Genomic DNA, 26,992 nt, shown 5'->3' with positions numbered 1-26,992 from the left:
CGATTCCCGTTCGGCGCGGGCGGCGCGGCGCAGCGAATCCGCCTTGCCGCGCACCGATTCCGCGCGCTCCTCGGAGGTGCGCACCGCCAGCCGGGCCTCGACCTCCATGGAGCGGGCCTCCGCGAGCGCCGCCGCGGCCTCCTCGCGCTCCTGACCGGCGGTCTCGGTTCCGGCGTCGGAATCCGAATCCAGTTCGGACTGTTCGGATTCCGCGTGCCGCAGCCGATCCTCGAGTTCGGCCAGCTTCGTCAGATTCTCGTCGCGTCCGGTCTCGGCGTCGGCCCGCTGGGCCAGCAGCCGCTCACACTCCTTCTGCGCGGTGCGCGCGCTGTCACCCAGACGACCGAGCCGGTCGTAGATCGACACCAGCGCCTGATCGGATTCGTGCAGCGCCAGCAGCGCCTGATCGGCGGCCTCCTTGCGCACGGTCTGCTCGGCCAGCGCTCCCGACAGCGCCGCTTCCAGTTCCTCGGCCTGCCGCTGCCAGGACTCCAATTCGGCCTTGGCCGAGTCGATATCGGCCTGGATCTCGAGCTGACTGGGCGCGCGATAAGAACCACCGAGCAGCCAGCCGGTCCCGGTGAGATCGCCGTCGCGGGTGACGACCTTCAATGCCGGCTGCGCCGAGAGCACCTCCGCGGCCGCGGTCAAATCGTCGACCACCGCGATCCCGTGCGCCAGCGCCTCGATGGCGACCCGCAGATCCCCCGGACAATCGACCACCTCGGCCAGCCAACGCCCCCCACCCGGCAGCGCGCCGGGTGAGCCCGACGGCGCAATGGCCTCTCCCGCAGCCGAATCAGGGGACGCCATGGTCGTCGGTCCGTCACCGAAGCCCTGGGCGGGCGCTGCCGTCGCGGGACCATGCTCGGGCGTGGCGCTACGAGGCCGCTCGCTGTCTGTCGCGCGGGCGGGGCTGCCGAAGACGAGCGCCGCGCGGCCGCCGTCGGCCGCCTTGATGGCGTGCAGCGCCGCCGCGGCGGCCGAATTCGATTCGGCGGCAATGGCGTCGGCCATGGGGCCGAGGGCCGCGGCGACCGCGCCCTCGTAGCCGGGGTGGATGCGCAGTAGGCCCGACAGCGGGCCGAGCAGGCCCCGGCCGTGGTTTTCCAGCAGCCATGCGCCGCCGTCCTTGCGGGACAGGCCCATGGTGAGGGCCTCGATGCGGGCGGTGAGGGAGGCGACCTTCTTACTCGCCTCGCGATCCTTCTCGCGCAGTTCGGTGACCCGCTCCTCGGCCTGCTGCAGGGCCTGGGCGGCGTGCTCGTAGGCCTCGTCGAGACTTTCCTCGCCCGCGTCGAGTTCGTTCAATTCCGTTTGGACGGATTCGAATTCGGCCTCGGCGGCGCCACCGCGTTCGCGGGCCTCGGCCAGGGCGGTGGACAGACGCGCGATCTCGGTGTCGGCCGATTGGGCGCGGTGGCGCAGATTGTCGACCTGCCCGGACAGCCGCGCCAGGCCCTCCCGGCGGTCGGCGATGGCCCGCACGGCGGCCAGATGGGCCTGTTCGGCGGCCTTGGCGGCCTGTTCGCGCTCGTAGAGCTGCTCGCGCGCGGCTTCCAGGGTGGCCGTGGCGATTTCGACCGCCTCGAGCAGTTCGGCCTCCTCGGCCTCCACACGGGCGGCGTCGGCCTCGAGTTGTTCGGGATCGCGGCTGGTGCCCGTGGGTTGTTCGATGGTCAGGTTGCGGGCGCGGTCGCGCGCGATGCGAATGGTGGCGTTGACCCGCTCGACCAGGGCCGAGAGCTGGAACCAGGTCTGCGCGGCGGCCTCGGCGCTGGGCGTCAGGCGGGAGAGCTGGAATTCCTGTTGGGCCAGCGCGGCATTGGCGGCGTCGAGTTCGGCCTGGACATTGATCTGCTGCTCGCGGGCGAAGGCCTCTTTACTCTGCTGGCTCTCCAGCTCACCGCGACGGCCGACCAGATCGTCGGCGGCCAGACGCAGTCGGGCATCGCGCAGTTCGGCCTGGACGGTCGCGGCGCGGCGGGCCACCTCGGCCTGGCGGCCCAGCGGTTTGAGCTGGCGGCGCAGTTCGGCGGTGAGGTCGGTGAGGCGAGCCAGATTGGCCTGCATGGCCTCGAGCTTGCGAACCGCCTTCTCCTTGCGCCTGCGGTGTTTGAGCACACCGGCGGCCTCCTCGATGAAGGCGCGGCGGTCCTCGGGGCGCGATTCCAGAATCGCCGACAGCTGACCCTGGCCGACGATGACGTGCATTTCCCGGCCGATGCCGGAGTCGGACAGCAGCTCCTGCACATCCATCAGGCGACAGGAGTTGCCGTTGATCTCGTATTCGCCCGCGCCGTCACGGAACATGCGACGGGTGATCGAGACCTCGGAGTACTCGATGGGCAGTGCGCCGTCGGAGTTGTCGATCGTCAACGTTACCTCGGCACGGCCGAGGGGCGCGCGGCCCGCGGTACCGGCGAAGATGACGTCCTGCATCTTCCCGCCGCGCAGGGCCTTCGCGCCTTGCTCACCCATCACCCAGGTGAGCGCGTCGACGACGTTCGACTTGCCCGAACCGTTGGGACCCACCACACAGGTGATGCCCGGCTCCAGGCGCAGCGTCGTCGCGGACGCGAAGGATTTGAAGCCCTTCAGCGTCAGACTCTTCAGGTGCACAGTCGGCCAGGCTACCTCGTCGATGGGCGTTGCCCCGAGTATGCCGGGCGAACGTGTTCGCCCGGCGAGTTACCACTCAGGCGGCCGGGTCGGCCTTCACGGTCAGGGTGTAGTCGGCGGCGGCGCCGTCGAGAGAGACGATCTGCACCTGGTAGTCGGTGCCGTCGGTGACCCAGTCGGCGACGGGGGCCTCGGCGGCGATCATCGGGCCGATCAGCGGCGCGACCGAGACGCGGGCGTTGTTATTGGGCGAGGTGACCTCGAGGTGCAGCTTCAGCCCGCCGCCCGCGGCGATGGCATAACCCTCGGGCTTGCCCTCCATGACGCTGCCGGTGTACTGGCTCTCGCCGGGTCCGACCTGGAGCCGGTGCGAGAAGCTGGGCAGCGCGGGGATGCCCGGCGCCTGGGCGCTCGCGACGCCGCCGGCGACGGCGAACGTGGCCGCCGCGATCACGGCGATGAGCACCGCGGGCACGGCCCGCAGCAACGAACGGAACACACGGGATGCGGTCATGGGGCCTTATTGTTCCCCACAGACCGCCCGAGATCGCAAGCGGCTGGGGGAAATTGATCATCAAATCGCCCGAATTGGGTGTGTCGCACCGGGGATTGCGAACCTACGGTCGGCTTTTCGCCCACGTCGCCGGTCGCGCGGGCATCGGCGGGCGTACGGGCGCAGCGGGCCGTGACCTCCCGGCCCGGGGTTCGCACGGCCGAGCCTCCCACCCCGCGACAACCCGGAACGCCAGCACCGCACCCCACGGCCCGATGACCCAGATCGGCCAGAAGTAGACGAACTCACCCAGGCCGAGTGAGACCGCGGCCCAGATCAGCACATTGAGCAGCCCCACCCCGAGCCACGCACCGCCCTCGATGCGCTGCCACACGGGGATGCGCGGGGCCGCTTTCGAATTCCGCGCCGAGGCAGGCGCTTTCGGCAGATCCGCGACGACCGCCCGCAAATCCTCCTGCGTCGCAGCGGAATACACCCGCTCCAACCGCCCGTCGTACTCCGCCAGATCGATCCGCCCCTCACCCACACTGCGCACCAGCAGATCCGCCACCTGCTTCCGCTCCGCGTCGGAGACCCGGGTGCCGCTCGCGATATCCATGAGCCCGTCCTGTCGATATTCCAATGTGGGATGCTTATAACGATGTTATAGCTCCATTGTGGAATGTCAATCCTCAGCCTTCGACCGAGGGAAAGAGACGGCGAAGCCGGGAGGTGAAGCAGGGGAGGCGGCAGCTTCTAAGTTAACGGCCATTTGCGTTCGTATGTGAGTAAATGAGAAGGTAGAGCTCCACTATTCGCACAAGGAGTTGCCCGTGGATCTGGACTGGTCGCCCACCGATCTGGCGTTTCGCGACGAGGTGCGGCGCTTTCTGGACGAGAATCTGACGCCCGAGTTGCGCCGAGCGGGGCGGCTCGCGACGAGTGTGTATCCCGATCACGAGGCGAGCATGGCGTGGCAGCGCATTCTGCACGCGCGAGGCTGGGCCGCGCCGGCCTGGCCGGTGGAGCACGGCGGGTGCGCGTGGAGTCTGGCGCAGCACTACATCTTCGATCGGGAATCGACGCTGGCGGGTGCGCCGATGCTGTCGCCGATGGGGATCCGGATGGTCGCGCACGCCATCATCGCCTTCGGCACCGCGGAGCAGAAGGCGTATTTCCTGCCGCGCATCCTGACCGGCGAGGTGTTCTTCTGTCAGGGCTACTCCGAACCCGAGGCGGGTTCGGATCTGGCCTCGCTGGCCATGGCCGCGGTCGCCGACGGCGACGATCTGATCTGCACCGGCAGCAAGATCTGGACAACCCATGCGACCGAGGCGAATTGGATCTTCTGTCTGGTCCGCACCGCGCGCCTGGAACGCAAACAGCAGGGCATCACCTTCCTGCTCATCCCGATGGACTCCCCCGGCATCCAGGTCCGCCCGCTGGTCATGACCTCCGGCGAACAGGTCCAGAACCAGGTCTTCTTCGATCAGGTCCGGGTGCCGAGGTCCAATGTCCTGGGTCGCGTCGACGACGGCTGGACCGTCGCGAAATATCTGCTGAACTTCGAACGCGGCGGCGCGGCCTACGGCCCCACGCTGCAGGTCATGGCCGAATCGCTGGCCGCCCAGGCCGCCGCGGCGCCGGGCCCGAACGGCGGTGCGCTACTGGACGATCCGGCCTTCGCCGCCAAACTGGCCGACGCCCGCATCCGCGCCGATGTGCTCGAGATCCTGGAATACCGCACCATGTCGGCGATCTCGCACGGCCGCGATCCGGGCCCGGCGGCCTCCACGCTGAAGATCCTCGGCACCGAATTGAGCCAGCGCCTCACCGAACTCGCCCTCGAGGCGGCCGGTCCGCGCGGACGGGTCTATCAACCGCACGCCGCCATGCCGGGCGGTCCGGTCGCCGACTACCTGCCGCCCGCCGACGACCACCTCAGCGGCGCGGACTGGCAGGCGGTCGCCCCGCTGCGCTACTTCAACGATCGGGCGGGCTCGATCTACGCCGGTAGCAACGAGATTCAGCGCAACATCATCGCCAAGGCAACCCTGGGACTGTGATATGGACTTCGAACCGACCGCCGAACAACAGCTGCTGCGCGACACCGTCACCGACTTCCTGACGGCCCGCTACGACCTGGAGAAAAGCCGCGCCGCGGCCCGCGTGGGCTCGGGCTGGCAGCCGGAGATCTGGCGCGCCTTCGCCGAGGAGGTTGGGATACTCGGCGCGAGCCTGCCCGAGAATGTGGGCGGATTCGACGGCGGCGCGGTGGAGACGATGCTCATCGCCGAGGCGCTCGGCGCGGCGCTGGTCGTGGAACCGTATGTGGACACCGTCGTGGTGGGCGCGGGGCTGCTGCGCCGCGCGGGCGGGGCCCGGGCCGAAACCCTGTTGCGGGGTATCACTTCCGGCACGGTCGTCACGGCTTTCGCCGCGCTGGAGGCCGATTCGGGCTACGACCTGAACAGGGTCTCGACAACCGCACGGCGCGAAGGGGATTCGTGGGTGCTCGACGGTGCGAAGATCGTCGTGACGAGCGCGCCGCTGGCCACGCATCTGCTGATCACCGCCCATACGCCCGCGGGTCTGTCGCTGTTCGTGGTGGACGCCGGAACCGCCGGTCTCACCCTGCACCCGTACCGGACCATCGATGAGCGCCGGGCCGCCGATATCGTCCTGGAATCCGTGCGCGTACCGGCGGACGCCCTGCTGGGAACCGAAGGCGCGGTCGCGGATTCACTCGCGACCGCCGCCGACGAGGCGATCGCCGCCATCGCCGCGGAGGCGGTGGGCGCGATGCGCCGGGTGCTGGCCGACACCGTCGACTACGCCAAACAGCGTAAGCAGTTCGGCGTCCCGATCGGCAGCTTCCAGGTGCTGCAGCACCGTATGGTCGATATGCATCTGGAACTCGAACAGGCCGTCGCCGCAATGTATCTCGTCACGCTGAAGCTCGACACCGCCCCGGCGGAACGGGCCCGTGCCGCGGCCGCCGCCAAGGCCACCATCGGCCGCGCGGCCCGCTTCATCGGCCAGCACGCGGTCCAGTTGCACGGCGCCATGGGCATGACCGAGGAACTGTCCATCGGCCATTACTTCAAGCGCCTCACCGCCCTCGAGTACGAATGGGGTCCGGCCGACCATCACATCGCCCGCTACGCCGCCCTCACCAAGCCCGTCGCCGCGCAATAAGCTCGCGGGATGCGTTCGGAATCCCCTGAGGTGCTCGCACCGGTCGACCCGGCGGAGGTCGGACTGTCCCCGGATCGACTGCGCCTCCTCGACGAGGCGCTGACCGCGGAGGTCGCGGCGGGGCGGCTGTCGGGTGCGGTCGTGGCGATCGCTCGTGGCGGCGGGCTCGCACATCTACTCCCCGTCGGCTGTCGCGATGCCGCGGCCGGTGTGCCGATGACCGCCGATACCCTGTTCTGGCTGGCCTCCATGACCAAACCCGTGACCGCCGCGGCCGCGCTGAGCCTGTCAGAACAGGGCGCGCTGCTGTTGAGCGATCCCCTCGCGACGCATCTGCCGGAGTTCGAGGGGCAACAGGTGGCCGTCGTCGATCCGGATACCCAGGCGGTGAAACTCGTCGAGCCGGTTCGGCCGCCGCAGCTGTTCGATCTGCTGCGGCACACCAGCGGCATCATCGAGGGGTTGCTGGGCGACTCGCCGGTGCATCGGCTCTACGCGGAGGCCGTCGGCGACGGGGTCACCGAACACACCGGCCAGGATTTCATCGATCGACTCGCCCGCCTGCCGCTCCTGCATCAGCCCGGCGCGCAATGGCATTACGGGCTCGGGCTGGATCTCACCGGGCTGATCATCGAACGCACAACCGGCACGCCCCTGCGCACCTTTCTGCGCGAGCGGATCCTCGAACCGCTGGGCATGCGCGACACCACATTCGGTGTGCCAGAAGAACATTCCGATCGCCTGGCCCGCCCCGAGGTACAGGATATGTCCCGGGTGCGATTCGACCACGGCGGCTCGGGCCTGTTCGGTACCGCTACCGACTACCTGCGCTTCGCCCAGATGCTGCTCGGCGCAGGACAATTGGGCACACAGCGGCTACTCGGCCGCAAGTCGGTGGAGCTCATGACCGCAAACCAGCTCGAGCCCGATACCGATGCCCACTGCCTGCGCGCCATGGGAGATTGGTCGCGCGGCAACGGTTTCGGTCTCGGCCTGGCCGTCCGCGGAGCGGTCGGCGCTCCCGCGGCGGGCAGTCCGGGCGAGCTGACCTGGCCCGGCGTCTCGGGCACCTACTGGTGGGCCGACCCGCGCGAGGATCTCGCCGTGGTCTATCTCGCCCACACCGAGGACCGCGTGCACAAGCGCCGCCACTATCAACTGATCCGCGCGCTGGTGCTGCAGGCCCTGAAATAGCCGAGGCGTCACCCACTTCCGGCACAGCGGGTGACGCCTCGGTTCTTCATCGCACGGGACCGAAGTCCCGGGCGGCGATGTGGGTGGGCCGCGCGGTCGGCGCCGCGTAGGGCTCCCCCAGGACGTTCTCGACGCTGTTGAACACCATGAAGATGTTCGACCGCGGGAACGGGGTGATGTTGTTGGCCGAGCCGTGCATGATGTTCGAATCGAACAGCAGCGCCGAACCGCGCGCACCGGTGAACTGGGCGATACCGTGACCGTTCGCCAGTTCGGTGATGTGCGCGTGCGAGGGCACGCCGATCTGCTGCTCCTTCAACGACTCCCGATAGTGATCGGCCGGGGTCTCCCCCTGACACGGCACGAAGGTGCGGTGCGAGCCGGGCATCACCATCAGGCTGCCGTTGAACGGATAGTTGTCGGTCAGCGCGATCGACAGGCTCACCGCTCGCGGCGCGGGCATACCGTCCTCGGCATGCCAGGTCTCGAAATCGGAGTGCCAATAGAATCCGGCGCCCTCGAAACCGGGCATGTAGTTCACCCGGCTCTGATGGATGTAGACGTCCGAGCCCAGCACCTGCCGGGCCAGTCCGACCACCCGCTCGTCGCGCACCAGTTCCGCGATCGCCGCGCTGATCTTGTGTACCTCGAAGATCGACCGGACCCGGTTCGATTTCTTCTCGATGATCACCCGCTCGTCCAGCCGCAGCTCGGGATCGCTTGCCAGCCGGTCGATCTCGGCGGAGAAGTCGGCCACCTCCGTCGGGCTCAGCAACTCGTCGATGATCGCGTATCCGTCGGCATCGAAATTCGCCAGTGCGGGCGATTCGATCCGCCCCCACACCGTGGGGTCGGTCCGCTCGATCAGCGGTGCGGCACCGGCGGTCCGAGTCGGGTATCGGTCGATTCGACTCTCGGCCAACGTCATCGCGGTGTGTTCCTCCTTATTGCTACTGGGATACGGCGACCAACGGGTAGACGCCGTTCTCGTCATGTACCTCTTTGCCCGTCACCGGCGGATTGAACACGCACAGCATCCGCATCTTGGTGCGGGTGACCAGGCGGTGGCGCTCATGCCCATTCAGCAGGTACATCGAGCCCGGGCCCAGTTCGTAGCGCACATCGTTGTCCAGGTCGTAGAGCGTGCCCTCGCCCTCGACCAGCCACACCGCCTCGACATGGTTGGCGTAGTGGAACTCGTGGGTGGTCCCGGCCTGAATGGTGGTCTCGTGGAAGGAGAATCCCACCCCGTCCCCGCCCAGGATGATGCGCTTGCTACGCCAGCCCTCGGCCGCGACGTCGCGATCGGTGCCGGTGATCTCGTCGGTCGTCCGCACGATCATGTCTTCAGTTTCCTCCTCTGACCATGTCGACCGCACGCCCCAAAATGCTCAGGCCGTGGTCGAGTTCGTCCTCGGTGATAGTCAGCGGCGGCAGCAGCTTCACGACCTCGTCCTCGGCGCCGGAGGTCTCCACCAGCAGGCCGTGTTCGAACGCGATGCGGCTGACCTTGCCCGCCTGCGAGGGCTCGTCGAACACCAGGCCGTGCACCAGGCCGCGGCCGCGGGTGGAGATGCCGGAGTAGTTGTCCGACAGCTCGGTGAACGACTTTCGAATCCGCTCGCCCTTGACCGCGGTCGCCTCCTCGAGCCGGTTGTCGCTCCAGAAGTGCTCGAGCGCGGCCGTGGCGGTGACGAAGGCCGGGTTGTTACCGCGGAAGGTGCCGTTGTGCTCACCGGGCGCCCACTGATCGAGATCCCGGCGCATCAGTACCAGGGCCAGCGGCAGGCCGTAGCCGCCGATGGACTTCGACAGCGTGACGATATCGGGGGTGATGCCCGCGGCCTCGAACGAGAAGAACGGGCCGGTGCGCCCGCAGCCCATCTGCACATCGTCGACGATGAGCAGAATGTCGCGCGCCGCGCACAATTCGGCGAGCCGACGCAGCCACTCCGGCCGCGACAGGTTGACCCCGCCCTCGCCCTGCACCGTCTCCACGATCACCGCGGCGGGCTTCTCCACGCCGGAGGAGTTGTCGTCGAGGGCCTTCGCCATCCAGGCCAGCTCGTCGCCGCCTTCGAGGTAGCCGTCATAGGGCATCGGGTTGACATGCACCAGCGGCACGCCCGCCCCGGCGCGCTTGGCGGCGTTGCCGGTGACCGACAGCGCGCCGAGCGTCATACCGTGAAACGCGTTCGTAAAGTTCAGGATCGTGGTGCGGCCGGTCACCTTGCGGGCCAGCTTCAGCGCCGCCTCGACGGCGTTGGCGCCGGTGGGGCCGGGGAACTGCACCTTGTAGTCCAGACCGCGCGGATCCAACAGCACGCTGTTGATCGTCTCCAGCAGTTGCTGTTTGGCGACCGTGGACATATCCAGTCCGTGGGTGATTCCGTCGCGGGAGATGTAATCGATCAGCGCCTGCTTGAGCACGGGATTGTTGTGCCCGTAGTTGAGCGCACCCGCGCCCGCGAAGAAATCGAGATAATCGCGGCCACTGCCATCGCGCAACCATGCGCCCTGCGCGGTATCGAACAGCGTCGGCCAAGAGCGGCAATAGCCGCGCACATTCGATTCCAGATTTTCGAAAACGGTCATCTCAGCCGTGGTCATCGATGATCCCTTCGTGATGTTTGGGCCGCTGCTTTCAATGGCCCGATCCGGTACAGGTCCTCTGATTCGTGCCCGTCCGGGAAATCCTGTGGTTCGAACAGCGTCTGCCGCGTCATGCGCGCGCCCCGGCCGCGGGCCAGGGCGGCGAACATCGCCAGCGACGCCTCGTTGTCCGGTGACACCGTTGTCTCCAGCGTCGAAATGCCTTGCGCCGCAACATTGTTAACCAAATGATCCAACATCGCAACGCTGAGCCCGCGGCCGCGGTATGCATGGTCGACCGCGACCTGCCAGATGAACAGCACGTCCGGCGCCTGCGGGCGCAGATATCCGGTGACGAATCCCGCGATATCTCCCCCGATTTCGACTACGACCGAGGTGGCGCGAAAGTCACGGCACCACAGCAGATACGCGTAGCTCGAATTCGCATCGAGCACCTTCGAATCCACCGCGATCCGCCACATAGCCGCCCCGTCACCGAGGCGTGGTGCGCGAATCACAGTAGGAACCGACGTCTCGATCGGCATACTGCGTGTTCGGGTCTGCATGTAGCTAGATTTGCCAAGAAAGTTTGAGGGCAACCTGTCGGCTTCATTACAGTCGTGTTACACCGGCGTTTTCAGTGAGTTGCCTCACTTATCGGCAACCAAACCGTGAAACGCGCGCCCCCGCCGTGACGTTCACCACATTCCACTCGCCCGCCATGGGCCGCAACGGTTTCCGCGACCAGCGCCAAACCGATTCCGGTGCCGGTTCCCGAACGCCGCCCGCGGCGCACGGTGACGAACCGGTCGAAGATGCGCTCGCGGTCCTCCGCCGCTACGCCGGGTCCGGCGTCGTCGACCGTGATCACCACCTCGCCGCCGTCTCGCCGCACACCCACGGCAATCACCCCGCCGCCGTGCCGGTCACCGTTCTCGAGCAGATTCACCACGGCCCGTTCCAGTTCGAGTTTGCGACCCAGCACCGTGGCGTCGACATCGGATCGCAACAGATCGGGCGGATAGCGCAGTTCCGCGAGTGTGTGGGTGAGCAGATCGCGCACCGACAGCGGCTCGGCGTCCGCGCGGTGCATCCGCGCCTCCGCGCGCGCCAGAGCCAATAGATCGTCGAGCAGCCGCCGCAGATGGTCCAATTCGGCGCGGACGAGATCCAGCGCCCGGCGGGAGCGCTCGGGCAGTTCGTCCCTGTGCCGGTTCATCACCGCGACGCTCGTGGTCAAGGTGGTCAGCGGCGTACGCAATTCGTGACTTACATCACCCACGAGGCGGCGTTCTCGATCGATACGCCGTTGCAAGGAGTCGACCATCGCGTTGAACGCGTCCACGGTCGGCGCGAGATCGGGATCGTCGGTATCGGGCAGCCGGGTGCCGAGCTGTCCGGAGGCGATACTGGCCGCGGTACCGGTCACCTGGCGCAGCGGTTCCAACAGTCGCCGCGACAGCCACAGTCCGAATACCGCGCCGATGCCGGTACCGGCCAGCGCGCAGACGATCAGGGTCTCCCAGAAACCGCGTTCCAACAGGGCCACCGTGGCCGCGAGCAGCGCCGAGACCAGTCCGGCCGTGACGGCGAAGGCGAAAATGGTTCTCGCGCGCAGACTTTGCCGTCGCGCGAACGCAACTCCGCGTCGGCGGCTAACGCTGCACATCCAATCGGTAACCCAAACCGCGCACCGTCACCACGAGCACCGGATCCGACGGATCCTTCTCGACCTTGGTGCGCAATCGGCGCACATGGACATCGACAATGCGCTCGTCACCGAAAAACCCTCGGTCCCACACCCTTTCCAGCAGTACGGTGCGCGAGAGCACACGCCCGGGCGTCTCGGCCAGTTCGCACAGCAGGCGGAATTCGGTGAGGGTCAGATGCAATTCCTCCTCGCCGCGGCGCACAATGCCCGCCTCCGGCGAAAGCAGCAGCGGCGCATCGGGATCCGCGTCCAGCACCACCTCCTGCGGCGCGGGCGGCTCGGCGAACTGCTGCGCGCGGCGGCGCAACGCGCGCATCCGCGCGGTGATCTCCTTGATTTCGAAGGGTTTGGTGACGAAGTCGTCGGCACCGGCCTCGAGGGCGGCCACCACGTCATGGGTGTCGTCACGCGCGCTCACCACGATGATCGGAACATCGTGATCGCGGCGGATCTCCCGGATACAGGAGAAGCCGTCCATATCGCCCAGCATGAGATCGACGATCATCACATCCGGGGCCCCGTTGTCACGCAGCAGCTCGAGGGCGTCCTCGGCCTCCTCCGCCTCCGCGACGTCGTAGCCCTCATCCTCCATAGCCAGTCGCAGAGCGCTGCGCACCCGATCGTCGTCCTCAACGATCATCAGGTTCGCGCCCATGACTCCCACCTCACTTCAGACACACACCGGTAGCTGGAGTACCCGACCGACCACCTCGTAAACCTGGGGCAACACCTCGGGGTGCCGCCCGTTCTCCCCGCCCCGTAAACTACCCGTCGAGACAGTTAGGCGATTGGTGCGCTGCGGGGGTCTGCCCGCCCGAGCGCACGGCGAGCGCAGGAGACACCATGTCAGGTCGCCGCTGCCGATTCGGTATCGCCACCGGAATTGCCCTGGTGACGATGCTGTTGGCCGCGTGCTCATCTTCGTCGGGGACCACGCCGAAACCGGCGCCGGGCTCCGCAGGTCCGGCGGCACCGATCATCGCGGTGACGCCCGGGGACGGCAGCAAGAACGTCGACCCCCTCGGCAAGATCGAAGTGAGCGCGTCCGACGGCATCCTGACCGATGTCGCGATGACGAATGAGCAGGGCAAGCCGGTCGACGGCATCCTGACCCCGGATCGCACCGCGTGGAAGCCGACCGCGCCGCTGGGTTACGACCACACCTACAGTGTGTCGGCCCAAGGCATTTCGATCAGCGGACCGACCGGGCCGTTCAAGGCGTCGTTCGCCACGATCACCCCGAGCAATCAGACCAAGGTGTATCTGACCACCACCGGCGGTCAGCCGCTGGCCGAGGGCGGCACCTACGGCGTGGGCACGGTGATCGTCGCGCATTTCGACGAGAGCATTCCGGACAAGGCGGCCGCGGAGAAGCGACTGACCGTGACCACCGATCCGCCGGTGCAGGGTTCCTGGTACTGGCTCGACGATCGCAACGCGCACTGGCGACCCGAAAAGTATTGGGCCACGGGCACGAAGGTCTCGGTGCAGGCCAATCTCTATGGCGCGCAGTTCGGTCAGGGCCTCTACGGACAAGAGGATTCCAAGACCAACTTCGTGATCGGCCCCGCGCACGTCGCCATCGCCGAGGACAGCACCCACCAGGTGCAGGTCTTCGAGAACGGCAAGCTCATCCGCACGATGCCCACCTCGATGGGCCGCGGCGGCAGCGAGCAGGTCGGCAACAAGACGATCTACTTCAACACCCCCGCGGGCATCTACACCGTGATGGACCGGGGTAATCCGGTCATCATGGACTCCTCCACCTACGGCCTGCCGGTCAATTCCCGGCTCGGCTACAAGGAGGCCATCGGCTGGGCCACCCGCATCAGCGGTGACGGCATCTATCTGCATCAGCTGGACTCCACCGTGTGGGCGCAGGGCAGTCAGAACACCTCGCACGGATGTCTGAACCTCAACCTCGATAATGCCCAGTGGTTCTACAACTGGGCGATTCCGGGGGATGTGGTGGAGATCCGCGGTACCACCGGACCGCCGCAGCAGTCGTGGAACAACGGCGACTGGACCATTCCGTGGGACGAGTGGCAGGCCGGTAGCGCGCTGCGCTGACTCATGCCTCGCAGGCCGTGCCCTGAATCGTGTAGTAGGCGACCGGCCCCGATTCGACCAGCGAGATCGGATCGAATCGGTAGCTGGTGACGCTGCCGGTGCCGGGGTCGGGGACCTCGATCGCCGCGCCCTGGCTGAAGACGATCTCCACCTCGGCGGCGTCGGTATCGGTCAGCAGTGATCGGATGGCCCGGTTCGTCGTGGCCAGGGGGCGCAGCGCGGCCAGGGCGTGGCCGTTGCCGCCATTGCTCAGTTGGCCGTCGACGTACCAGAGCAGCATGTGCCGCGCCGTCGAACGCCACTCCGGGAGCTGCCGCGCGTGCGGACTGGAGAACAGCCATTGCAGCAGGTTCTCTCCCGCACACAGACCGGTGAAGATCGCACGCCATTGTGCGTTGCACGCCACCAGATCCCAATCCAGGGTCAGATTGGCGGCAGGTCCCGGGTGGATGTCGAGCGGATCGGTATCCGTCGGATGCACCGCTAGGCGGAACCCAGCGCGAGCATGCCCAGCGGGCCCAGCATGCTGCTGCCGGCGCCGGCGCTGCCGGTCGCGGCCTTGGCCAGCGGCGCCACCGCGGAGCTGCCGGTGGACAGACCCTTCGCCAGGCCGCCCGCGGCGGAGCTGCCGGTCTCCAACGTCTTGGCCAGGCCCTCGAGCAGTTTGCCGATATCGGCGCCGCCGTCGGCGGTGGGCTTCTTCTTGTTCTTGGCCTTCTTCGCGGCGGGCTTCTTCGCGGCCGCGACCTTGGTCGCGTGCTTGGACGCGGCGACCGGGGCCTCGGTCTTCGCCGCCTCGACCGCCTTGGTGATGGGCAGGGATTCGACGTGGTTCACCAGTCGGACCGTATTGGTGTCGGTGCTGGTGGTCGTCGAGTGCGACGGCTGCGCATTGGCCGTGGTCGTGCTCAGTTCGGCGATGCCCGCGGTCGTGACCAGCGCGGTCATCGAGAGCATGGCCAGTCGGACCGAACCCACCGAGGTCTGTTTCTTGCTGTGCTTACCCATGAGATGTCTTCCTTCGTCGAATTGTCTTGTGTCACCGGCTAGAACAGGCCGCCGCCGACGCCCGCGAGATCGCCGAGGCCGCCGCCGAACAGATCCCCGCCACCGCCGAACAGATCGCCACCGCCGCCGAGCAGATCGCCGCCGCCGTTGCCGAACCAGTCGAAGCCGCCGCCGTCGCCGCCGAACAGGTCGCCACCGCCGTCACCGCCGCCGAGGAGGCCACCGAGCAGGTCGCCACCGTCGCCTCCGCCGCCGAACAGATCGCCGCCGGAATCGCCTGCGCCGTCACCGTTTCCGAACCAGTCGAAACCGCCGCCGTCCTCGGAGGCGTCGGCGCCCTCGTCGCCGCCGCCGAACAGATCGCCGAACAGGCCGCCGCCGTCCTCGGTGGCCTCGTCGCCACCGACCGTGTCACCGCCGTCGGAGGCTTCGTCGCCACCGAACATGTCGTCGCCTTCGGAGGCCTCGTCGCCACCGAACATGTCATCGCCGCCGGAAGATTCATCGCCGCCGGAGGAGTCGTCGCCGCCCGCGGACTCATCACCACCGGAAGACTCGTCGCCGCCCGCGGACTCATCACCACCGGAAGACTCATCACCACCGGAAGACTCGTCGCCGCCCGCGGACTCATCACCACCGGAAGACTCGTCACCACCGGAAGATTCGTCACCGCCGCCGGACTCGTCGCCACCTGCGGACTCGTCGCCGCCGGAAGATTCATCGCCCCCGCTGGATTCGTCACCGCCGCTCGGCTTGTCCTCATCTCCGCCGCTCGGCTTGTCCTTGTCGCCCCCGCCGGACTTGTCGTCGCCGCCACCCGAGGGCTTGTCCTTCTTGCCCTCGTCCTTCTTGGGTTTGTCGTCCTTCTTGTCTTTGTCGTCCTTGCCCTTGTCCTTGTCGTCGGCCTTTCCATTGGACGTGCCGAAATCCTGTGTCCAATAGGGGCTTCCGTCGGAACCTTTGGCATATCCGACGCCGATTTCCTTGAGACCGCAGTTCAAGATATTGGCGCGGTGACCGGGACTTTTCATCCACGCATCGACGACCTCGGCCGGCGTGCGCTGACCCATGGCGATATTCTCCGCCCAGGTCTGCGCCTTGTACCCGGCCTCGCCGATGCGATCGCCCGGATCGCCCTTCGGGGAGTCGTGATCGAAGTACCCGCCCTCGGCCATATCCTTGCTGTGGGCCTGAGCAGCCTCGGTGAGGTGGCTTTCGGCCTTCAGGTCGGAACATCCGGCCTTGGCGCGTTCCTTGTTGACCAGGCTGACGACTTCGTCGGCAGGAGATTTGGAATCGGGAGCCGCGTGCGCCGACGGGGCTCCGGCAATTGCCAGTGCGGCGAATGCCGAAACGCCGACGGATGCGGATATCGAGCGAAATGTAATCGAATGCGAAGTCATGTTTTCTCTCGAAGGCCGGAGCATAACGTTCGCATAACGATAACAGTCACATTCGAATCACGATACGAAACCTCGTGAGACTGAATAGCTTTGAAGCTCCGCCTTAAGAGCGGTGCGCGACAGCAAGATCAAAATATCGAATCGCGACCGCGGAACGGCCGCAATCGATTACAGATACCCGCCGTCGCCGACCGGCGCGGAGCTCGGCGCGACCTGCACGCGGGAACCACCGTCGCGCGCCTCGATCAACTCCGCCAGCGTCATCCCCGCCGAACCCACCGGGGGCCGGGGCCGATCGCCGAGTTCGCGATCCAGCCACGCCATGGACTCCGAATACGACAACCGCCCCACCTCGAGCTGCGCCAGACACCGCCCCGGCCGCACCACCGCCGGGTGCAGCCGCGAGAGATTCTCGTTGGTCGTGATCGCGACCAGCACATCGCGCCCCTGGCCCAGCATCCCGTCGGTGAGATTCAACAGCCGCGAAAGTCCCTGTCCGGTGGACTCTTTCGCCGAGCCGCGGATCAGTTCGTCGCAATCCTCGAGGACCAGCAGCCGCCAGCGACGCTTGGTGTCGTCGTAGGCGTCGACGCCGATGGCGACCTCCATGAGGTAGCCCGAATTGGCGAACAGCACCTCGGGATCGAGTACACAGTCGACCTGGCACCAGTCGGCCCATTCCCGCGCGAGCGCCCGCAGCGCGGAGGTCTTACCGGTGCCCGGCGGCCCGTGCAGCAACAGCAGCCGCCCACTGATCTCCTCGGGCCGCTGAGCCATCACCCGCCCCAGCGCGGTTCCGACCTCGGCGCTGTAATTGCCCTCGATCTGCGGCCAGGCCGCGGCCGTGATCGTGCGCTCACTGCGATTCGCGCACTGCGGCCCGAGATGCCAGAACCCCATCGAGATCCGGCTCTCATCGGGCTCGGCCTCGGCCGTCGCACCCGCCGAACAGGCCTGCACGACCTCGCGCGCCAACGCCTCGGTGACGGCACACACATTCAGCACGGCGGTTCCATTGGTCCGCCGCTGCGCGATCAGCGTCCACCCCTCCCCCACCGCCAACGTCACCCGATAACCGTCGTCATCACTGCTGCGCAGAATCCGCGCATCCTCGGGCAGCAACGACGCATCGGCCTTCACATGCTCGAGCGTCGTCGACACCGCGTGCGGCTGCACCCCGTTCACATAGGGCGCGATCCCCAACGCGTCGATGACATCACGCGGCGAATCCGCGTCATCGAGATTCATCACCCACGAGAGCTCCCCGGCTTCCACGCCCCCGAGCCCCTCGCGCCCGATGACCCGAAGCCGGTCCTGGGTTGAACTCATCCGACGATGATCCGACGAACCCACCCCGAGGTCCAGCGATTTTTACGGTCAATCCTCACTTTCCGGGTATCGGCTCGCGGGTCCGCCATTGCGGGCGGGTCAGGTAGGTGGCGGCGCGGAGGAGCCATTCGATCGGGCCGTAGGTGTGGGTGGTGAGCCACCAGCGACTGAAAGCCAGTTGGAGGGCGAAGGTGAGAAGGCCGAGGGCTACTACGGCGGAGATGGGGATTCGGGCCGAGAGGCCGTAGCCGCTGTAGAGGAGCATGAGGGCTACCGATTGGCCGATGTAGTTGGTGGCGGCCATGCGGCCCGCGGGGGCCAGCCAGGAGATGGGGGTGGACCAGCGGGGGGTGTGGGCCAGGTGCAGGATCAGGGCCAGGTACGCGAAGGTCATCAGGGGGTTCACCAACTCCTGCAGGCCCATGGACCATTCCGGGATCGCGCCCGCGTCGGCGGTGCTCTGGACGAAGGTGATCGCCGAGATCGGCAGGCCCAGGCCGAAGCCGACCCACATGGCGCGAGGTACCCAGCGGCGCAGGCGTTCCCGATCGCGGAACAGGCCCGCCTTACCCGCGGCCAGACCGAGCAGGAACATGCCCAGGCTCGGGATGCCCTGACTCAGCCAGGTCAGCGCCATGAAACGCGGCCCGACATGCAGCTGGGCCCGCAGTGTGTCCAGCGGCCCGCCCGCATATCCGTCCCGCAGCATCGACAGGCCCAGCCAATCGCCCACCGGCAGGTCCCCGTCGCTGGGCAGAAACGACAGCAGCGCGAATCCCACCACCAGCACGGTCCCGATCACCACCGCCGTTCGCGGCCCGATCCACCGCAGCAGCAACAGGATCAGGCACAACCCGGCATAGAGCGTGAGAATGTCGCCGACCCACAGCAGCAGCACGTGCGCCAGCCCGATCACGAACAACGCGAGGCAGCGCCGCACCAACCGGCGCGGCCCGGAGACGTTCGCCCGCCGCGCCGCCTCCAGTTGGAGGGTGAACGAATAGCCGAACAGAAACGAGAACAGCAGAAAGAACCGCCCCAGAAACAACGCCGAGACCACGGCGTCGGTCACCCGATCGACCACACCGTCGTGTTGCCAGAGCTGCCCGGCCACCGCGGCATGATCGGAGGTGAGCAGCCCTACCAGCACCACCGCATTCGTGATCAGAATTCCGAACAGCGCGAACCCACGCAGCATGTCGACCTCGGGAATCCGAACCCCGGAAGTGACCGAAGACGTTGCCGGACTTGCCATTACCCCACGCTATGGGCTCGCCCGCCCCACCCACATCGCCCCCGCGACCGACCCCGCATCGCCCTCGGGCGGTAATCTCCATCACCCCTGCGGCGTACCCGAGGCCCGAGATGTGACCGAAGTGTGACGCCGCGACAGACCGGAACTTTCCGGGCGTGGGTCACGGTTGTACCGGGTGTCGATATGAGGAGGTCATATGGCACGGGAGTTCAACCGCAATCCAGCGGCCGTCGCCGCGCTGTCGCCGGAGCAGTACCACGTCACCCAGAAGAACGGGACCGAGCGGGCATTCACCGGCGAATACTGGGACAACCACGAACCGGGTATCTATGTGGACGTGGTGTCGGGTGAGCCGCTGTTCGCCTCGGTCGACAAGTTCGACAGCGGCAGCGGATGGCCGAGCTTCACCAAACCCCTCGACACCGAAAATGTGGTCGAGAAAAGGGATTTCAGCCATCTGATGATCCGCACCGAGGTGCGCTCGACGCACGGCGACAGCCATCTCGGGCATGTCTTCACCGATGGTCCCACCGAGGCGGGCGGCCTGCGATACTGCATCAATTCCGCGGCGCTGCGCTTCATCCACCTCGACGATCTCGAGGCCGAGGGGTACGGGCAGTACCGCACTTTGTTCACCAAGGAGGACGCATGACCGATACTCGCACCGCGATTCTGGCCGGCGGATGCTTCTGGGGCATGCAGGATCTGATCCGCAAGCAGCCGGGGGTGCTGTCCACGCGGGTCGGCTACACCGGCGGCCGCAACGACCACCCCACCTACCGCAATCACCCCGGGCACGCCGAGGCCGTGGAGATCGTCTACGACCCCGCGCGGACCGACTATCGGGCGCTGCTGGAGTTCTTCTTCCAGATCCATGATCCGACGACCAAGGATCGCCAGGGCAACGACATCGGTAGCAGCTACCGATCGGCGATCTTCTACCTCGACGACGAGCAGCAGCGCGTCGCGCTGGACACCATCGCCGACGTCGAGGATTCGGGTCTGTGGCCGGGCAAGGTCGTCACCGAGGTGACCCCGGCGAGTGCGTTCTGGGAGGCCGAGCCCGAGCACCAGGACTATCTGGAGCGTTACCCGGACGGCTACACCTGCCACTTCCCGCGCCCGGGCTGGAAGCTGCCCAAGCGGCAGACCGCTACATCCTGATCGATCGCGCCACCCCGATTTCCGGGGTGGCGCGCCGATGAATTCGGCGCGTGCGTACCGTCCGAACGGATATGACGACTCACACGCTGGAAACCGCCGAAGCCGATCTGGTCTACGACGTGCACGGCCCGCTGCCGACCGCGGACGGCCGTCCGCCGCTGTTGATGATCGGCCAGCCGATGGACGCCCGCGGTTTCCGCGCGCTCGCCTCGTATCTCACCGATCGCACCATGGTCACCTACGACCCGCGCGGTATCGAGCGCAGTACACGTAAGGACGGCCGAGACGACCACCGCCCGGAGGTTCAGGCCGAGGATGTGCACGCACTGATCGAGGCGCTCGGCGTCGGGCCGGTCGAGCTGTTCGGCTCCAGCGGCGGCGCGGTGACCGCACTCGCGCTGGTGACGGCGCATCCGCACGATGTCACGACGCTCGTCGCGCACGAACCGCCGCTGATCCCGGTGGTGCCCGATGCCGCGCGCGCCGAGCGCGTGCGGGCGGAGATTCGAGATGTCTACGAGGCCAAGGGATTCGGCGCGGGAATGGCGGCCTTCATCCAGTGGACCTCATGGCGGGGTGAGGTCACCGAGGATTACTTCACCCAGCCCCCGGCCGACCCCGCGCAGTTCGGCCTGCCCACCGAGGACGATGGCGCTCGCGACGACATCCTGCTGTCGGATCGGTGCTGGGCGGTCAGCGGCTACTCCCCCGATATCGAGGCCCTGCGCGCCGCGCCGACCCGGATCGTGATCGCCCTCGGCGAGGAGTCGGCCGACGAGTTCACCGGCCGCGCCGCGACCGCGACCGCCGAACTGCTCGGCCAGCGGCCCACCGTCTTCCCCAGTCACCATGGCGGCTTCCTCGACGACGAATTCGGCTACCCCGGTCAACCCGAGGCCTTCGCCGCCAAGCTGCGCGAGGTGCTCGACGCGAAGGACTGATCCGAGCCACGATTAATCTCACCCTGCGCCAATCCCTCGTGCGGGCCGTGCCCGCGAGCCACCATCGATGCATACATGTGAATGTGCTCACCCCACCTCGATGAAGGCGCGAACATGACCGTGACCGACGAGTACCTGGCCAACAATGCCGAATACGCCGCCACCTTCGGCGGCCCGCTGCCGCTGCCCCCGAGCAAGCACGTCGCGGTGGTGGCCTGCATGGACGCCCGGCTGGACGTCTACCGCGTCCTCGGCCTGAAAGAAGGTGAGGCACATGTCATCCGGAATGCGGGCGGGGTGATCACCGATGACGAGATCCGGTCGCTGGCCATCAGTCAGCGGCTGCTCGGCACCACCGAGATCATCCTCATCCACCACACCGACTGCGGCATGCTGACCTTCACCGACGACGATTTCAAACGGTCCATCCTCGACGAGGTCGGCGTGAAGCCCGCCTGGGCGGCCGAGGCGTTCCCGGACCTGGACGAGGATGTGCGCCAATCGATTCGGCGTATCGAGGCCAGTCCGTTCATCACCAAGACCACCTCGCTGCGCGGTTTCGTCTTCGATGTCGCGACCGGCAAGCTGATCGAGATCGTGGCCTAGCCGGATCAGGAGATCGGTAAGACGACGCCGCGCGGCGGGAGGAAACCGTTAAGGAGTCACCGCCCGGCGCGACCGTGCGGTTCGATGGAATTTCCCAGACACTGCGAGGAGTGAGCCAACGATGACGACCGACACCAACCTGCTGTCGTCGTTCCATGTTCGCTGGTCGGCGGCGGAATCCGCATTCGTCGCGCGGTCGGATCGATATCCCGGTCTGACCTGTCGCGACGAATACTCCTCGCTGGCCGCGGTCGACGGCCTGCTCGTCCTGATCGAACGGCAGCGCTGCTCGCAGGCCACCCGCCGACCGGCCGCCTGAGCCTCACACCTCGATGTGCGAACCCATGATCACCGTGCGTTCGCGCGGCAGGCCGAAGTATTCCGCGGCGTCGGCGGTGATGTAGGAGGTGGCGATGAACAGATGCTTGCGCCACCTCGCCATCGTCGGCTGATCGCCGGGTCGCAGCTCGATCTTGGACAGGAAGTACGAGGCCTGATCCAGTTGCAGCCGTCCCTCGGTCGCGGCCGGATCCACCAGCGCCAGCGCGCGCGGCACATCGGGGGTTTCCATATAGCCGAATGTCGCTGTCACATGGGTGATTCCGTCGTCGGTGTGTCCGAGATCGTCCACCGCGATCCGCTCGGCGTCGGATACGCGCGGCACCGTCTCGGTATGGATGGACATGACGACGACGTGTTCGTGTCGCACGTGATTGGCCTCCACATTGGCCCGCATGGCCAGCGGCGCGGTCAACTTGCCGCGATTGAGGAATACCGCCGTGCCGGGAACGGTCGTGGTGCGCGTTCGGCCCTCGCGCAGATCGTCGATGAACACGCGCAGTGAGCCCTCGCGGCGTTCACGTTCGGCGGTGACGATCTCGCGACCGCGCTGCCAGGTGGTCATCACCGTGAAGGCCACCAGGCCGATCAGCAGCGGCAGCCACGCGCCGTGCACGAATTTGGTGAGATTGGCGCCCACGAACAGCAGATCCACGATCAGCAGCGGGACCGCGCCCAGGCACAGCAGCCACAGCGGCGTACCCCATTTCGCCCGTGCCACATAGAAGAACAGCAGGGTGGTGATGGTGATCGTCGCGGTCACGGCCATACCGAAGGCGAAGGCCAGGGCGGCCGAACTGCGGAAGGCGAAGATCAGGGTCAGCACCGAGACCATCAGCAACCAGTTGATCCACGGCACATAGATCTGCCCGACCGTGGATTCGGAGGTGTGCGCGACCCGCAGCCGCGGCAGATAACCGAGCTGAGCCGCCTGTGCCGCAACAGAATACGCGCCGGTGATCACGGCCTGGGCGGCGATCACGGTGGCCGCGGTCGCCAGCACCACCATCGGCAGCCGCGCCCACCCCGGGGCCAGCAGGAAGAACGGGCTGCTGATATTGGCCGAATCGTCGAGGATCAGCGCACCCTGCCCGAGATAGCTCAGCACGCACGCCGGGAACACCAGCAGCAGCCACGCCCGGGTGATCGAGCGACGGCCGAAATGGCCCATATCCGCGTACAGCGCCTCCGCACCCGTCACGGCCAGAACGATCGCGGCCAAAGCGAAGAACGCGGTGCCGAAGTGCCCGAACAGGAAACCCACCGCATAGGTCGGCGACAACGCCTCGAGAATCCGCGGATGCCGGGCGATCCCACGGATTCCCAGCGCCCCGATGGTCACGAACCACACGATCATCACGGGCCCGAAGATCCGCCCCACCACCGCGGTCCCTCGCCGCTGCACCATGAACAACGCCACGATGATCACCGCGGTCAACGGCACGATCATCCGCTCGAACGACGGCTCGACGGTTTTCAATCCCTCCACCGCCGACAACACCGAGATCGCCGGGGTGATCATGCTGTCGCCGAAGAACAGCGAGGCCCCGAAAATCCCCAGTCCCGCAAGGAATACCGCGAACCGCCGCCCGCGCGCCGTACGCCACCGACTCAACAGCGTGATCAAAGCCATGATCCCGCCCTCACCGTCGTTGTCGGCTCGCATGGCCAACAGCACATAGGTGATCGTCACGATGATCATCACCGACCAGAACACCAGCGACGCCACGCCGTACACATTCTCGGGACTCACCGGAACCGGATGCGGGTCACCGGGATTGAACACCGTCTGCAAGGTATACAGCGGACTGGTGCCGATATCCCCGAACACCACCCCCAGCGCCCCGATCACCAGCCCCAACCGCACCGCATCCGTCCCCGTCGAATGCGCGGCCACCTGCGGGCGATCTGTCACGGTCATCCTCCTGGCGGATACGCGGGGAACTTCCTCGCACCGGACGATACCGTCGGTTCGGTTTTCGGAGCGCTTCGACCTCAGCCCTGGTACGGGTACCGCTTGTCCAGATCCAGGTTCAGTTCCAGGACGTTGACCCGGGGCTCGCCGAAGAAGCCGAGGTCTCGGGCGGCGGTGTGGGCATCGACGATCGCACGGATCTGCGACTCGGAGGCGTTGCGGGCCTTGGCGATTCGGGGGATTTGGATGGCCGCGTACCGGGGGGAGATGTTCGGGTCCAGGCCCGAGGCCGAGGCGGTGACGGCGTCGGAGGGGACGGGGGTGTCCCTCGGGACATCGCCCGGGATCGGGATGATCCGGCCCGCGGAGTAGTCCTCGCCGGGGACCGCGCAGTCGACCTTGACGCCCTGGTAGGCGTCGAGGAACGGCTTCGTCGGGCAGGCCTCGTTGACGCTGATCACCTTCGTGGGCTTGACCACGTTGCCGTGCGCGTCGCGCGGGCCCATCACGGCCAGGACCGCGCCGACGCCGTCGGGAGTACAGAACGGCCGGGCGCCGGAAATCCCTTCGCGGTCGCCGATCGCCTTGCTGCGCGCGCAGACCGTGGACAGCAGGGCGAGTTTCGTCTTCGACGAATCGGAGTCGAGGGTGTCGACGTTGCTCTCCGGACCCTGGTTACCGAAGGCGGTATTGGTGGGGTCGTAGCCGTCGGGCATGCTGCCGTCGGCGGGCGCCGAGGCCGAGGGGCGGCTCTGGAAGTACTGCACCAGGGCGTTGCCCTTACCGTCGGTGAACGCCTGTCCGATCAGGCTCGAGCCGACGATCCTGCCGTCCCGCTCGATCAGCGAACCCTCCGCCTTGTCGTGCAGCCCGGGCAGCTGCGCGACCGCGAAAACCGCTACGGGATAGGCGATTCCGGTGATCACCGTGAGCACCAGCAGCGCGCGCAGCGCCGCGATGTGTTGCCGGATCCAGGTTGACATACGCATTAGGACATCCCCGGGAAGAATTGGATGACGAGGTCGATCAGCTTGATGCCGATGAACGGGGCGATGATGCCGCCGAGACCGTAGACATAGAGATTGCGGCTCAACAGCTTCGACGCACTCGACGGCCGATAGTTGACCCCGCGCAGCGCCAGCGGAATCAGCGCCACGATGACCAGGGCGTTGAAGATGACCGCGGACAGAATCGCCGACTGCGGACTGTGCAGCCGCATGATGTTGAGCACGTCCAGGCCGGGGAACAGCGCCACGAACAACGCGGGAATGATCGCGAAGTACTTGGCGATGTCGTTGGCGATGGAGAAGGTGGTCAGCGCGCCGCGCGTGATCAGCAACTGCTTGCCGATCTCGACGATCTCGATCAGCTTGGTCGGATCCGAATCCAGATCGACCATATTCCCGGCTTCCTTGGCCGCCGAGGTGCCGGTGTTCATCGCGACGCCCACATCGGCCTGCGCGAGGGCGGGAGCGTCGTTGGTGCCGTCACCGGTCATCGCGACCAGCCGCCCACCGTCCTGCTCCTTCTTGATCAAGGCCAGCTTGTCCTCGGGCGTGGCCTCGGCGAGGAAGTCGTCCACCCCGGCCTCGTCGGCAATCGCCTTGGCGGTCAAGGGATTGTCGCCGGTGATCATGACCGTGCGAATGCCCATGCGCCGCATTTCGTCGAAACGCTCACGCATGCCCTGCTTCACGACGTCCTTGAGGTGGATCACGCCGAGCAGCCGGGCTTTTCCGTCCCGCATCTCACCGACCACCAGCGGCGTGCCGCCGGAGGCGGAAATGCCGTCGACGGTGACACCGACCTCGCCGGGAATCGCGCCGCCGTTCGAGCGGACCCATTCGATGACCGCACTGGCCGCGCCCTTGCGCAGTTTGTGCCCATCGGACAGATCCACCCCCGACATGCGGGTCTGGGCGGTGAATTCCACCCAGGTGGCCCCGGTCAGCTCGCCCGGGGTGCGCTCGCGCTTGTTGTAGGCCTGTTTGGCGTACACCACGATCGAACGCCCCTCCGGCGTCTCGTCGGCGAGGCTGGAAAGCTGTGCGGCATCGGCGATCTCGTCGGCGGTCACACCCGGCATCGGCACGAAATCCGATGCCTGGCGGTTGCCGAGGGTGATGGTGCCGGTCTTGTCCAGCAGCAGGGTGTTCACATCGCCCGCGGCCTCGACCGCCCTTCCGGACATCGCCAGCACATTGCGCTGCACCAGCCGGTCCATACCCGCGATGCCGATGGCCGACAGCAGCGCACCGATGGTCGTCGGGATCAGACATACCAGCAGCGACACCAGCACGATGCCGGTGATGCCGTTGACGTCCAGTGCCTGACTGTCGGCGACACCCGGATTGTTGGCCTTGGAGAAGATCGCCAAGGGTTGCAGCGTCGCCACCGCGAACACGAAGATGATCGTCAACGCGGCCAGCAGGATGTTCAGCGCGATCTCGTTCGGCGTCTTCTGCCGCGAGGCGCCCTCGACCAGCGCGATCATCTTATCGATGAACGAGCCGCCGGGCTCCTGGGTGATCTTGACGACGATCCGGTCGGACAGCACCGTGGTGCCGCCGGTGACCGCCGAGCGATCGCCGCCGGATTCGCGGATCACCGGCGCGGATTCACCGGTGATGGCCGATTCGTCCACCGACGCAATGCCTTCCACCACATCGCCGTCGCCGGGGATGACCTGTCCGGCCTCGACCACCACGTAGTCGCCGCGCTGCAGTTCCGGCGCCGCTACCTTCGCCTCGGTGACCCGCTCCTGGCCGGGATGCCATTCCACGAGCCGTCGCGCGACGGTATCGGTCTTGGCCTTGCGCAGGGTATCGGCCTGCGCCTTACCGCGGCCCTCGGCGACGGCCTCGGCGAGATTGGCGAAAAGCACTGTCAGCCAGAGCCATACGACGATCGCCCAGGCGAAGAAGGTCGGCTCGGCCATCGCGAGGATGGTCGACCACACCGCGCCGAGCTCCACGATCAACATCACCGGATTGCGCCACAGCGTGCGCGGATCGAGTTTGCGGAAGGCGTCCGGCAACGACTTCACGAGCATCTTGGGGTCGAACAGGCCGCTGGTCACCTTGCTGCCGCTCCGGCCTTGCGGCGGTTGCGGTGTCGAGGGCGTCGCGGTGTCGAGGGTCGTTGTGGACATA

At 67.0% G+C, this 26,992-nt stretch carries 26 protein-coding genes; 9 read left to right on the top strand and 17 right to left on the bottom strand.

The window, feature by feature from the left end; all coding sequences use genetic code 11:
- The 3 genes from NP4_RS04145 to NP4_RS04135 all read right to left on the bottom strand — a co-directional run.
- The coding region (locus NP4_RS04145) for an AAA family ATPase (RefSeq protein ID WP_067991866.1) at nucleotides 1-2,622 on the bottom strand (2,622 nt) is incomplete at its 3' end.
- A gap of 76 nt (nucleotides 2,623-2,698) precedes the next feature.
- Nucleotides 2,699-3,136, bottom strand: a complete 438-nt coding sequence (locus tag NP4_RS04140) for a hypothetical protein (RefSeq protein WP_067991863.1) — start codon at nucleotides 3,134-3,136, stop codon at nucleotides 2,699-2,701.
- A gap of 103 nt (nucleotides 3,137-3,239) precedes the next feature.
- Nucleotides 3,240-3,734 (bottom strand): DUF1707 SHOCT-like domain-containing protein, encoded by a 495-nt coding sequence (locus tag NP4_RS04135; RefSeq protein WP_067991860.1) that lies wholly within the window; start codon nucleotides 3,732-3,734, stop codon nucleotides 3,240-3,242.
- 214 nt (nucleotides 3,735-3,948) lie between these two features.
- On the opposite strand from NP4_RS04135, the gene NP4_RS04130 reads away from it, so the two are divergent.
- From NP4_RS04130 to NP4_RS04120, 3 genes are read left to right on the top strand one after another with little or no spacing between them, the layout of a single operon-like run.
- The gene (locus tag NP4_RS04130; protein WP_067991857.1) at nucleotides 3,949-5,181 is read left to right on the top strand and encodes an acyl-CoA dehydrogenase family protein; all 1,233 of its coding nucleotides are present in this window, start codon (nucleotides 3,949-3,951) and stop codon (nucleotides 5,179-5,181) included.
- Between the two features lies 1 nt (nucleotide 5,182).
- Complete coding sequence (locus tag NP4_RS04125; RefSeq protein ID WP_067991855.1) at nucleotides 5,183-6,313, top strand: acyl-CoA dehydrogenase family protein; 1,131 nt, start codon at nucleotides 5,183-5,185, stop codon at nucleotides 6,311-6,313.
- Between the two features lie 9 nt (nucleotides 6,314-6,322).
- A complete protein-coding gene (locus NP4_RS04120; protein WP_082875491.1) occupies nucleotides 6,323-7,507 on the top strand; it encodes a serine hydrolase domain-containing protein in 1,185 nt (394 codons plus the stop codon).
- A gap of 46 nt (nucleotides 7,508-7,553) precedes the next feature.
- Here the strand turns inward: NP4_RS04120 and thpD are convergent, their stop codons facing one another.
- The 6 genes from thpD to NP4_RS04090 all read right to left on the bottom strand — a co-directional run bounded on the left by thpD (nucleotide 7,554) and on the right by NP4_RS04090 (nucleotide 12,465).
- Nucleotides 7,554-8,435, bottom strand: a complete 882-nt coding sequence (gene thpD, locus NP4_RS04115; RefSeq protein WP_067991852.1) for an ectoine hydroxylase — start codon at nucleotides 8,433-8,435, stop codon at nucleotides 7,554-7,556.
- A gap of 22 nt (nucleotides 8,436-8,457) precedes the next feature.
- Nucleotides 8,458-8,850, bottom strand: coding sequence for an ectoine synthase (locus tag NP4_RS04110; RefSeq protein WP_067991849.1), 393 nt, complete (start codon nucleotides 8,848-8,850; stop codon nucleotides 8,458-8,460).
- Between the two features lie 4 nt (nucleotides 8,851-8,854).
- Complete coding sequence (gene ectB / locus NP4_RS04105; protein WP_067991846.1) at nucleotides 8,855-10,117, bottom strand: diaminobutyrate--2-oxoglutarate transaminase; 1,263 nt, start codon at nucleotides 10,115-10,117, stop codon at nucleotides 8,855-8,857.
- Complete coding sequence (gene ectA / locus NP4_RS04100; RefSeq protein WP_373863802.1) at nucleotides 10,114-10,554, bottom strand: diaminobutyrate acetyltransferase; 441 nt, start codon at nucleotides 10,552-10,554, stop codon at nucleotides 10,114-10,116. The genes ectB and ectA overlap by 4 nt, the downstream gene beginning before the upstream one ends.
- Before the next feature lie 182 nt (nucleotides 10,555-10,736).
- Entirely contained in the window at nucleotides 10,737-11,768 is a 1,032-nt protein-coding gene (locus tag NP4_RS04095) for a HAMP domain-containing sensor histidine kinase (RefSeq protein ID WP_067991845.1), read from the bottom strand.
- Nucleotides 11,755-12,465, bottom strand: coding sequence for a response regulator transcription factor (locus tag NP4_RS04090; protein ID WP_067991842.1), 711 nt, complete (start codon nucleotides 12,463-12,465; stop codon nucleotides 11,755-11,757). Before NP4_RS04090 ends, NP4_RS04095 begins: the two co-directional genes overlap by 14 nt.
- A gap of 188 nt (nucleotides 12,466-12,653) precedes the next feature.
- Here NP4_RS04090 and NP4_RS04085 point away from each other — a divergent pair, with 188 nt between their 5' ends.
- Entirely contained in the window at nucleotides 12,654-13,880 is a 1,227-nt protein-coding gene (locus NP4_RS04085; RefSeq protein ID WP_067991839.1) for a L,D-transpeptidase, read from the top strand.
- A gap of 1 nt (nucleotide 13,881) precedes the next feature.
- Here the strand turns inward: NP4_RS04085 and NP4_RS04080 are convergent, their stop codons facing one another.
- The 5 genes from NP4_RS04080 to NP4_RS04060 all read right to left on the bottom strand — a co-directional run bounded on the left by NP4_RS04080 (nucleotide 13,882) and on the right by NP4_RS04060 (nucleotide 18,875).
- The gene (locus NP4_RS04080) at nucleotides 13,882-14,361 is read right to left on the bottom strand and encodes an MmyB family transcriptional regulator (RefSeq protein ID WP_062511658.1); all 480 of its coding nucleotides are present in this window, start codon (nucleotides 14,359-14,361) and stop codon (nucleotides 13,882-13,884) included.
- A gap of 2 nt (nucleotides 14,362-14,363) precedes the next feature.
- On the bottom strand, nucleotides 14,364-14,888 hold the full coding sequence (locus NP4_RS04075; protein WP_067991836.1) for a hypothetical protein: 525 nt from the start codon (nucleotides 14,886-14,888) through the stop codon (nucleotides 14,364-14,366).
- Nucleotides 14,889-14,926: 38 nt separating this feature from the next.
- The gene (locus NP4_RS42040; RefSeq protein WP_067991833.1) at nucleotides 14,927-16,291 is read right to left on the bottom strand and encodes a CAP domain-containing protein; all 1,365 of its coding nucleotides are present in this window, start codon (nucleotides 16,289-16,291) and stop codon (nucleotides 14,927-14,929) included.
- A 168-nt stretch (nucleotides 16,292-16,459) separates the two neighbouring features.
- Complete coding sequence (locus NP4_RS04065) at nucleotides 16,460-17,620, bottom strand: DUF5925 domain-containing protein (RefSeq protein ID WP_067991830.1); 1,161 nt, start codon at nucleotides 17,618-17,620, stop codon at nucleotides 16,460-16,462.
- Between the two features lie 55 nt (nucleotides 17,621-17,675).
- On the bottom strand, nucleotides 17,676-18,875 hold the full coding sequence (locus tag NP4_RS04060) for a DUF418 domain-containing protein (RefSeq protein ID WP_067991826.1): 1,200 nt from the start codon (nucleotides 18,873-18,875) through the stop codon (nucleotides 17,676-17,678).
- Between the two features lie 196 nt (nucleotides 18,876-19,071).
- Here NP4_RS04060 and msrB point away from each other — a divergent pair, with 196 nt between their 5' ends.
- From msrB to NP4_RS04035, 5 genes are all read left to right on the top strand, one after another.
- The gene (gene msrB, locus NP4_RS04055) at nucleotides 19,072-19,527 is read left to right on the top strand and encodes a peptide-methionine (R)-S-oxide reductase MsrB (protein WP_067991823.1); all 456 of its coding nucleotides are present in this window, start codon (nucleotides 19,072-19,074) and stop codon (nucleotides 19,525-19,527) included.
- Nucleotides 19,524-20,039 carry a peptide-methionine (S)-S-oxide reductase MsrA gene (gene msrA / locus NP4_RS04050; RefSeq protein ID WP_067991821.1) on the top strand — a complete coding sequence of 172 codons (516 nt, stop codon included), beginning with the start codon at nucleotides 19,524-19,526 and terminating at the stop codon, nucleotides 20,037-20,039. Before msrB ends, msrA begins: the two co-directional genes overlap by 4 nt.
- 71 nt (nucleotides 20,040-20,110) lie before the next feature.
- Complete coding sequence (locus NP4_RS04045; protein ID WP_067991818.1) at nucleotides 20,111-20,980, top strand: alpha/beta fold hydrolase; 870 nt, start codon at nucleotides 20,111-20,113, stop codon at nucleotides 20,978-20,980.
- Between the two features lie 114 nt (nucleotides 20,981-21,094).
- On the top strand, nucleotides 21,095-21,586 hold the full coding sequence (locus tag NP4_RS04040) for a beta-class carbonic anhydrase (RefSeq protein WP_067991816.1): 492 nt from the start codon (nucleotides 21,095-21,097) through the stop codon (nucleotides 21,584-21,586).
- A 121-nt stretch (nucleotides 21,587-21,707) separates the two neighbouring features.
- Nucleotides 21,708-21,905 (top strand): hypothetical protein, encoded by a 198-nt coding sequence (locus tag NP4_RS04035; protein WP_067991812.1) that lies wholly within the window; start codon nucleotides 21,708-21,710, stop codon nucleotides 21,903-21,905.
- Between the two features lie 3 nt (nucleotides 21,906-21,908).
- Here the strand turns inward: NP4_RS04035 and NP4_RS04030 are convergent, their stop codons facing one another.
- The 3 genes from NP4_RS04030 to kdpB all read right to left on the bottom strand — a co-directional run bounded on the left by NP4_RS04030 (nucleotide 21,909) and on the right by kdpB (nucleotide 26,991).
- Nucleotides 21,909-23,846, bottom strand: coding sequence for a potassium transporter Kup (locus NP4_RS04030; RefSeq protein ID WP_067991810.1), 1,938 nt, complete (start codon nucleotides 23,844-23,846; stop codon nucleotides 21,909-21,911).
- 74 nt (nucleotides 23,847-23,920) lie between these two features.
- Nucleotides 23,921-24,829, bottom strand: a complete 909-nt coding sequence (locus NP4_RS04025; protein WP_067991807.1) for a potassium-transporting ATPase subunit C — start codon at nucleotides 24,827-24,829, stop codon at nucleotides 23,921-23,923.
- The gene (kdpB, locus tag NP4_RS04020) at nucleotides 24,829-26,991 is read right to left on the bottom strand and encodes a potassium-transporting ATPase subunit KdpB (protein WP_067991804.1); all 2,163 of its coding nucleotides are present in this window, start codon (nucleotides 26,989-26,991) and stop codon (nucleotides 24,829-24,831) included. The genes NP4_RS04025 and kdpB overlap by 1 nt, the downstream gene beginning before the upstream one ends.
- Between the last annotated feature and the right edge of the window lies 1 nt (nucleotide 26,992).

It is taken from the genome of Nocardia pseudobrasiliensis NBRC 108224, from assembly GCF_001613105.1.
In the GTDB taxonomy this organism is placed as follows: Bacteria; Actinomycetota; Actinomycetes; order Mycobacteriales; family Mycobacteriaceae; genus Nocardia; species Nocardia pseudobrasiliensis.
The sequence above is the reverse complement of the archived record's forward strand: the minus strand, read 5'-3'. Positions and strand labels throughout refer to the sequence as shown.

What these genes read in the sequence shown, in the direction of transcription:
- NP4_RS04140 (WP_067991863.1), bottom strand. Translation starts at nt 3,136, where the DNA reads ATGACCGCATCCCGTGTGTTCCGTTCGTTGCTGCGGGCCGTGCCCGCG.
- NP4_RS04135 (WP_067991860.1), bottom strand. Translation starts at nt 3,734, where the DNA reads ATGGATATCGCGAGCGGCACCCGGGTCTCCGACGCGGAGCGGAAGCAG.
- NP4_RS04125 (WP_067991855.1), top strand. Translation starts at nt 5,183, where the DNA reads ATGGACTTCGAACCGACCGCCGAACAACAGCTGCTGCGCGACACCGTC.
- NP4_RS04120 (WP_082875491.1), top strand. Translation starts at nt 6,323, where the DNA reads ATGCGTTCGGAATCCCCTGAGGTGCTCGCACCGGTCGACCCGGCGGAG.
- thpD (WP_067991852.1), bottom strand. Translation starts at nt 8,435, where the DNA reads ATGACGTTGGCCGAGAGTCGAATCGACCGATACCCGACTCGGACCGCC.
- NP4_RS04110 (WP_067991849.1), bottom strand. Translation starts at nt 8,850, where the DNA reads ATGATCGTGCGGACGACCGACGAGATCACCGGCACCGATCGCGACGTC.
- ectB (WP_067991846.1), bottom strand. Translation starts at nt 10,117, where the DNA reads ATGACCACGGCTGAGATGACCGTTTTCGAAAATCTGGAATCGAATGTG.
- NP4_RS04095 (WP_067991845.1), bottom strand. Translation starts at nt 11,768, where the DNA reads ATGTGCAGCGTTAGCCGCCGACGCGGAGTTGCGTTCGCGCGACGGCAA.
- NP4_RS04090 (WP_067991842.1), bottom strand. Translation starts at nt 12,465, where the DNA reads ATGGGCGCGAACCTGATGATCGTTGAGGACGACGATCGGGTGCGCAGC.
- NP4_RS04085 (WP_067991839.1), top strand. Translation starts at nt 12,654, where the DNA reads ATGTCAGGTCGCCGCTGCCGATTCGGTATCGCCACCGGAATTGCCCTG.
- NP4_RS04075 (WP_067991836.1), bottom strand. Translation starts at nt 14,888, where the DNA reads ATGGGTAAGCACAGCAAGAAACAGACCTCGGTGGGTTCGGTCCGACTG.
- NP4_RS42040 (WP_067991833.1), bottom strand. Translation starts at nt 16,291, where the DNA reads ATGACTTCGCATTCGATTACATTTCGCTCGATATCCGCATCCGTCGGC.
- NP4_RS04065 (WP_067991830.1), bottom strand. Translation starts at nt 17,620, where the DNA reads ATGAGTTCAACCCAGGACCGGCTTCGGGTCATCGGGCGCGAGGGGCTC.
- NP4_RS04060 (WP_067991826.1), bottom strand. Translation starts at nt 18,875, where the DNA reads ATGGCAAGTCCGGCAACGTCTTCGGTCACTTCCGGGGTTCGGATTCCC.
- msrB (WP_067991823.1), top strand. Translation starts at nt 19,072, where the DNA reads ATGGCACGGGAGTTCAACCGCAATCCAGCGGCCGTCGCCGCGCTGTCG.
- msrA (WP_067991821.1), top strand. Translation starts at nt 19,524, where the DNA reads ATGACCGATACTCGCACCGCGATTCTGGCCGGCGGATGCTTCTGGGGC.
- NP4_RS04045 (WP_067991818.1), top strand. Translation starts at nt 20,111, where the DNA reads ATGACGACTCACACGCTGGAAACCGCCGAAGCCGATCTGGTCTACGAC.
- NP4_RS04040 (WP_067991816.1), top strand. Translation starts at nt 21,095, where the DNA reads ATGACCGTGACCGACGAGTACCTGGCCAACAATGCCGAATACGCCGCC.
- NP4_RS04035 (WP_067991812.1), top strand. Translation starts at nt 21,708, where the DNA reads ATGACGACCGACACCAACCTGCTGTCGTCGTTCCATGTTCGCTGGTCG.
- NP4_RS04030 (WP_067991810.1), bottom strand. Translation starts at nt 23,846, where the DNA reads ATGACCGTGACAGATCGCCCGCAGGTGGCCGCGCATTCGACGGGGACG.
- NP4_RS04025 (WP_067991807.1), bottom strand. Translation starts at nt 24,829, where the DNA reads ATGCGTATGTCAACCTGGATCCGGCAACACATCGCGGCGCTGCGCGCG.
- kdpB (WP_067991804.1), bottom strand. Translation starts at nt 26,991, where the DNA reads ATGTCCACAACGACCCTCGACACCGCGACGCCCTCGACACCGCAACCG.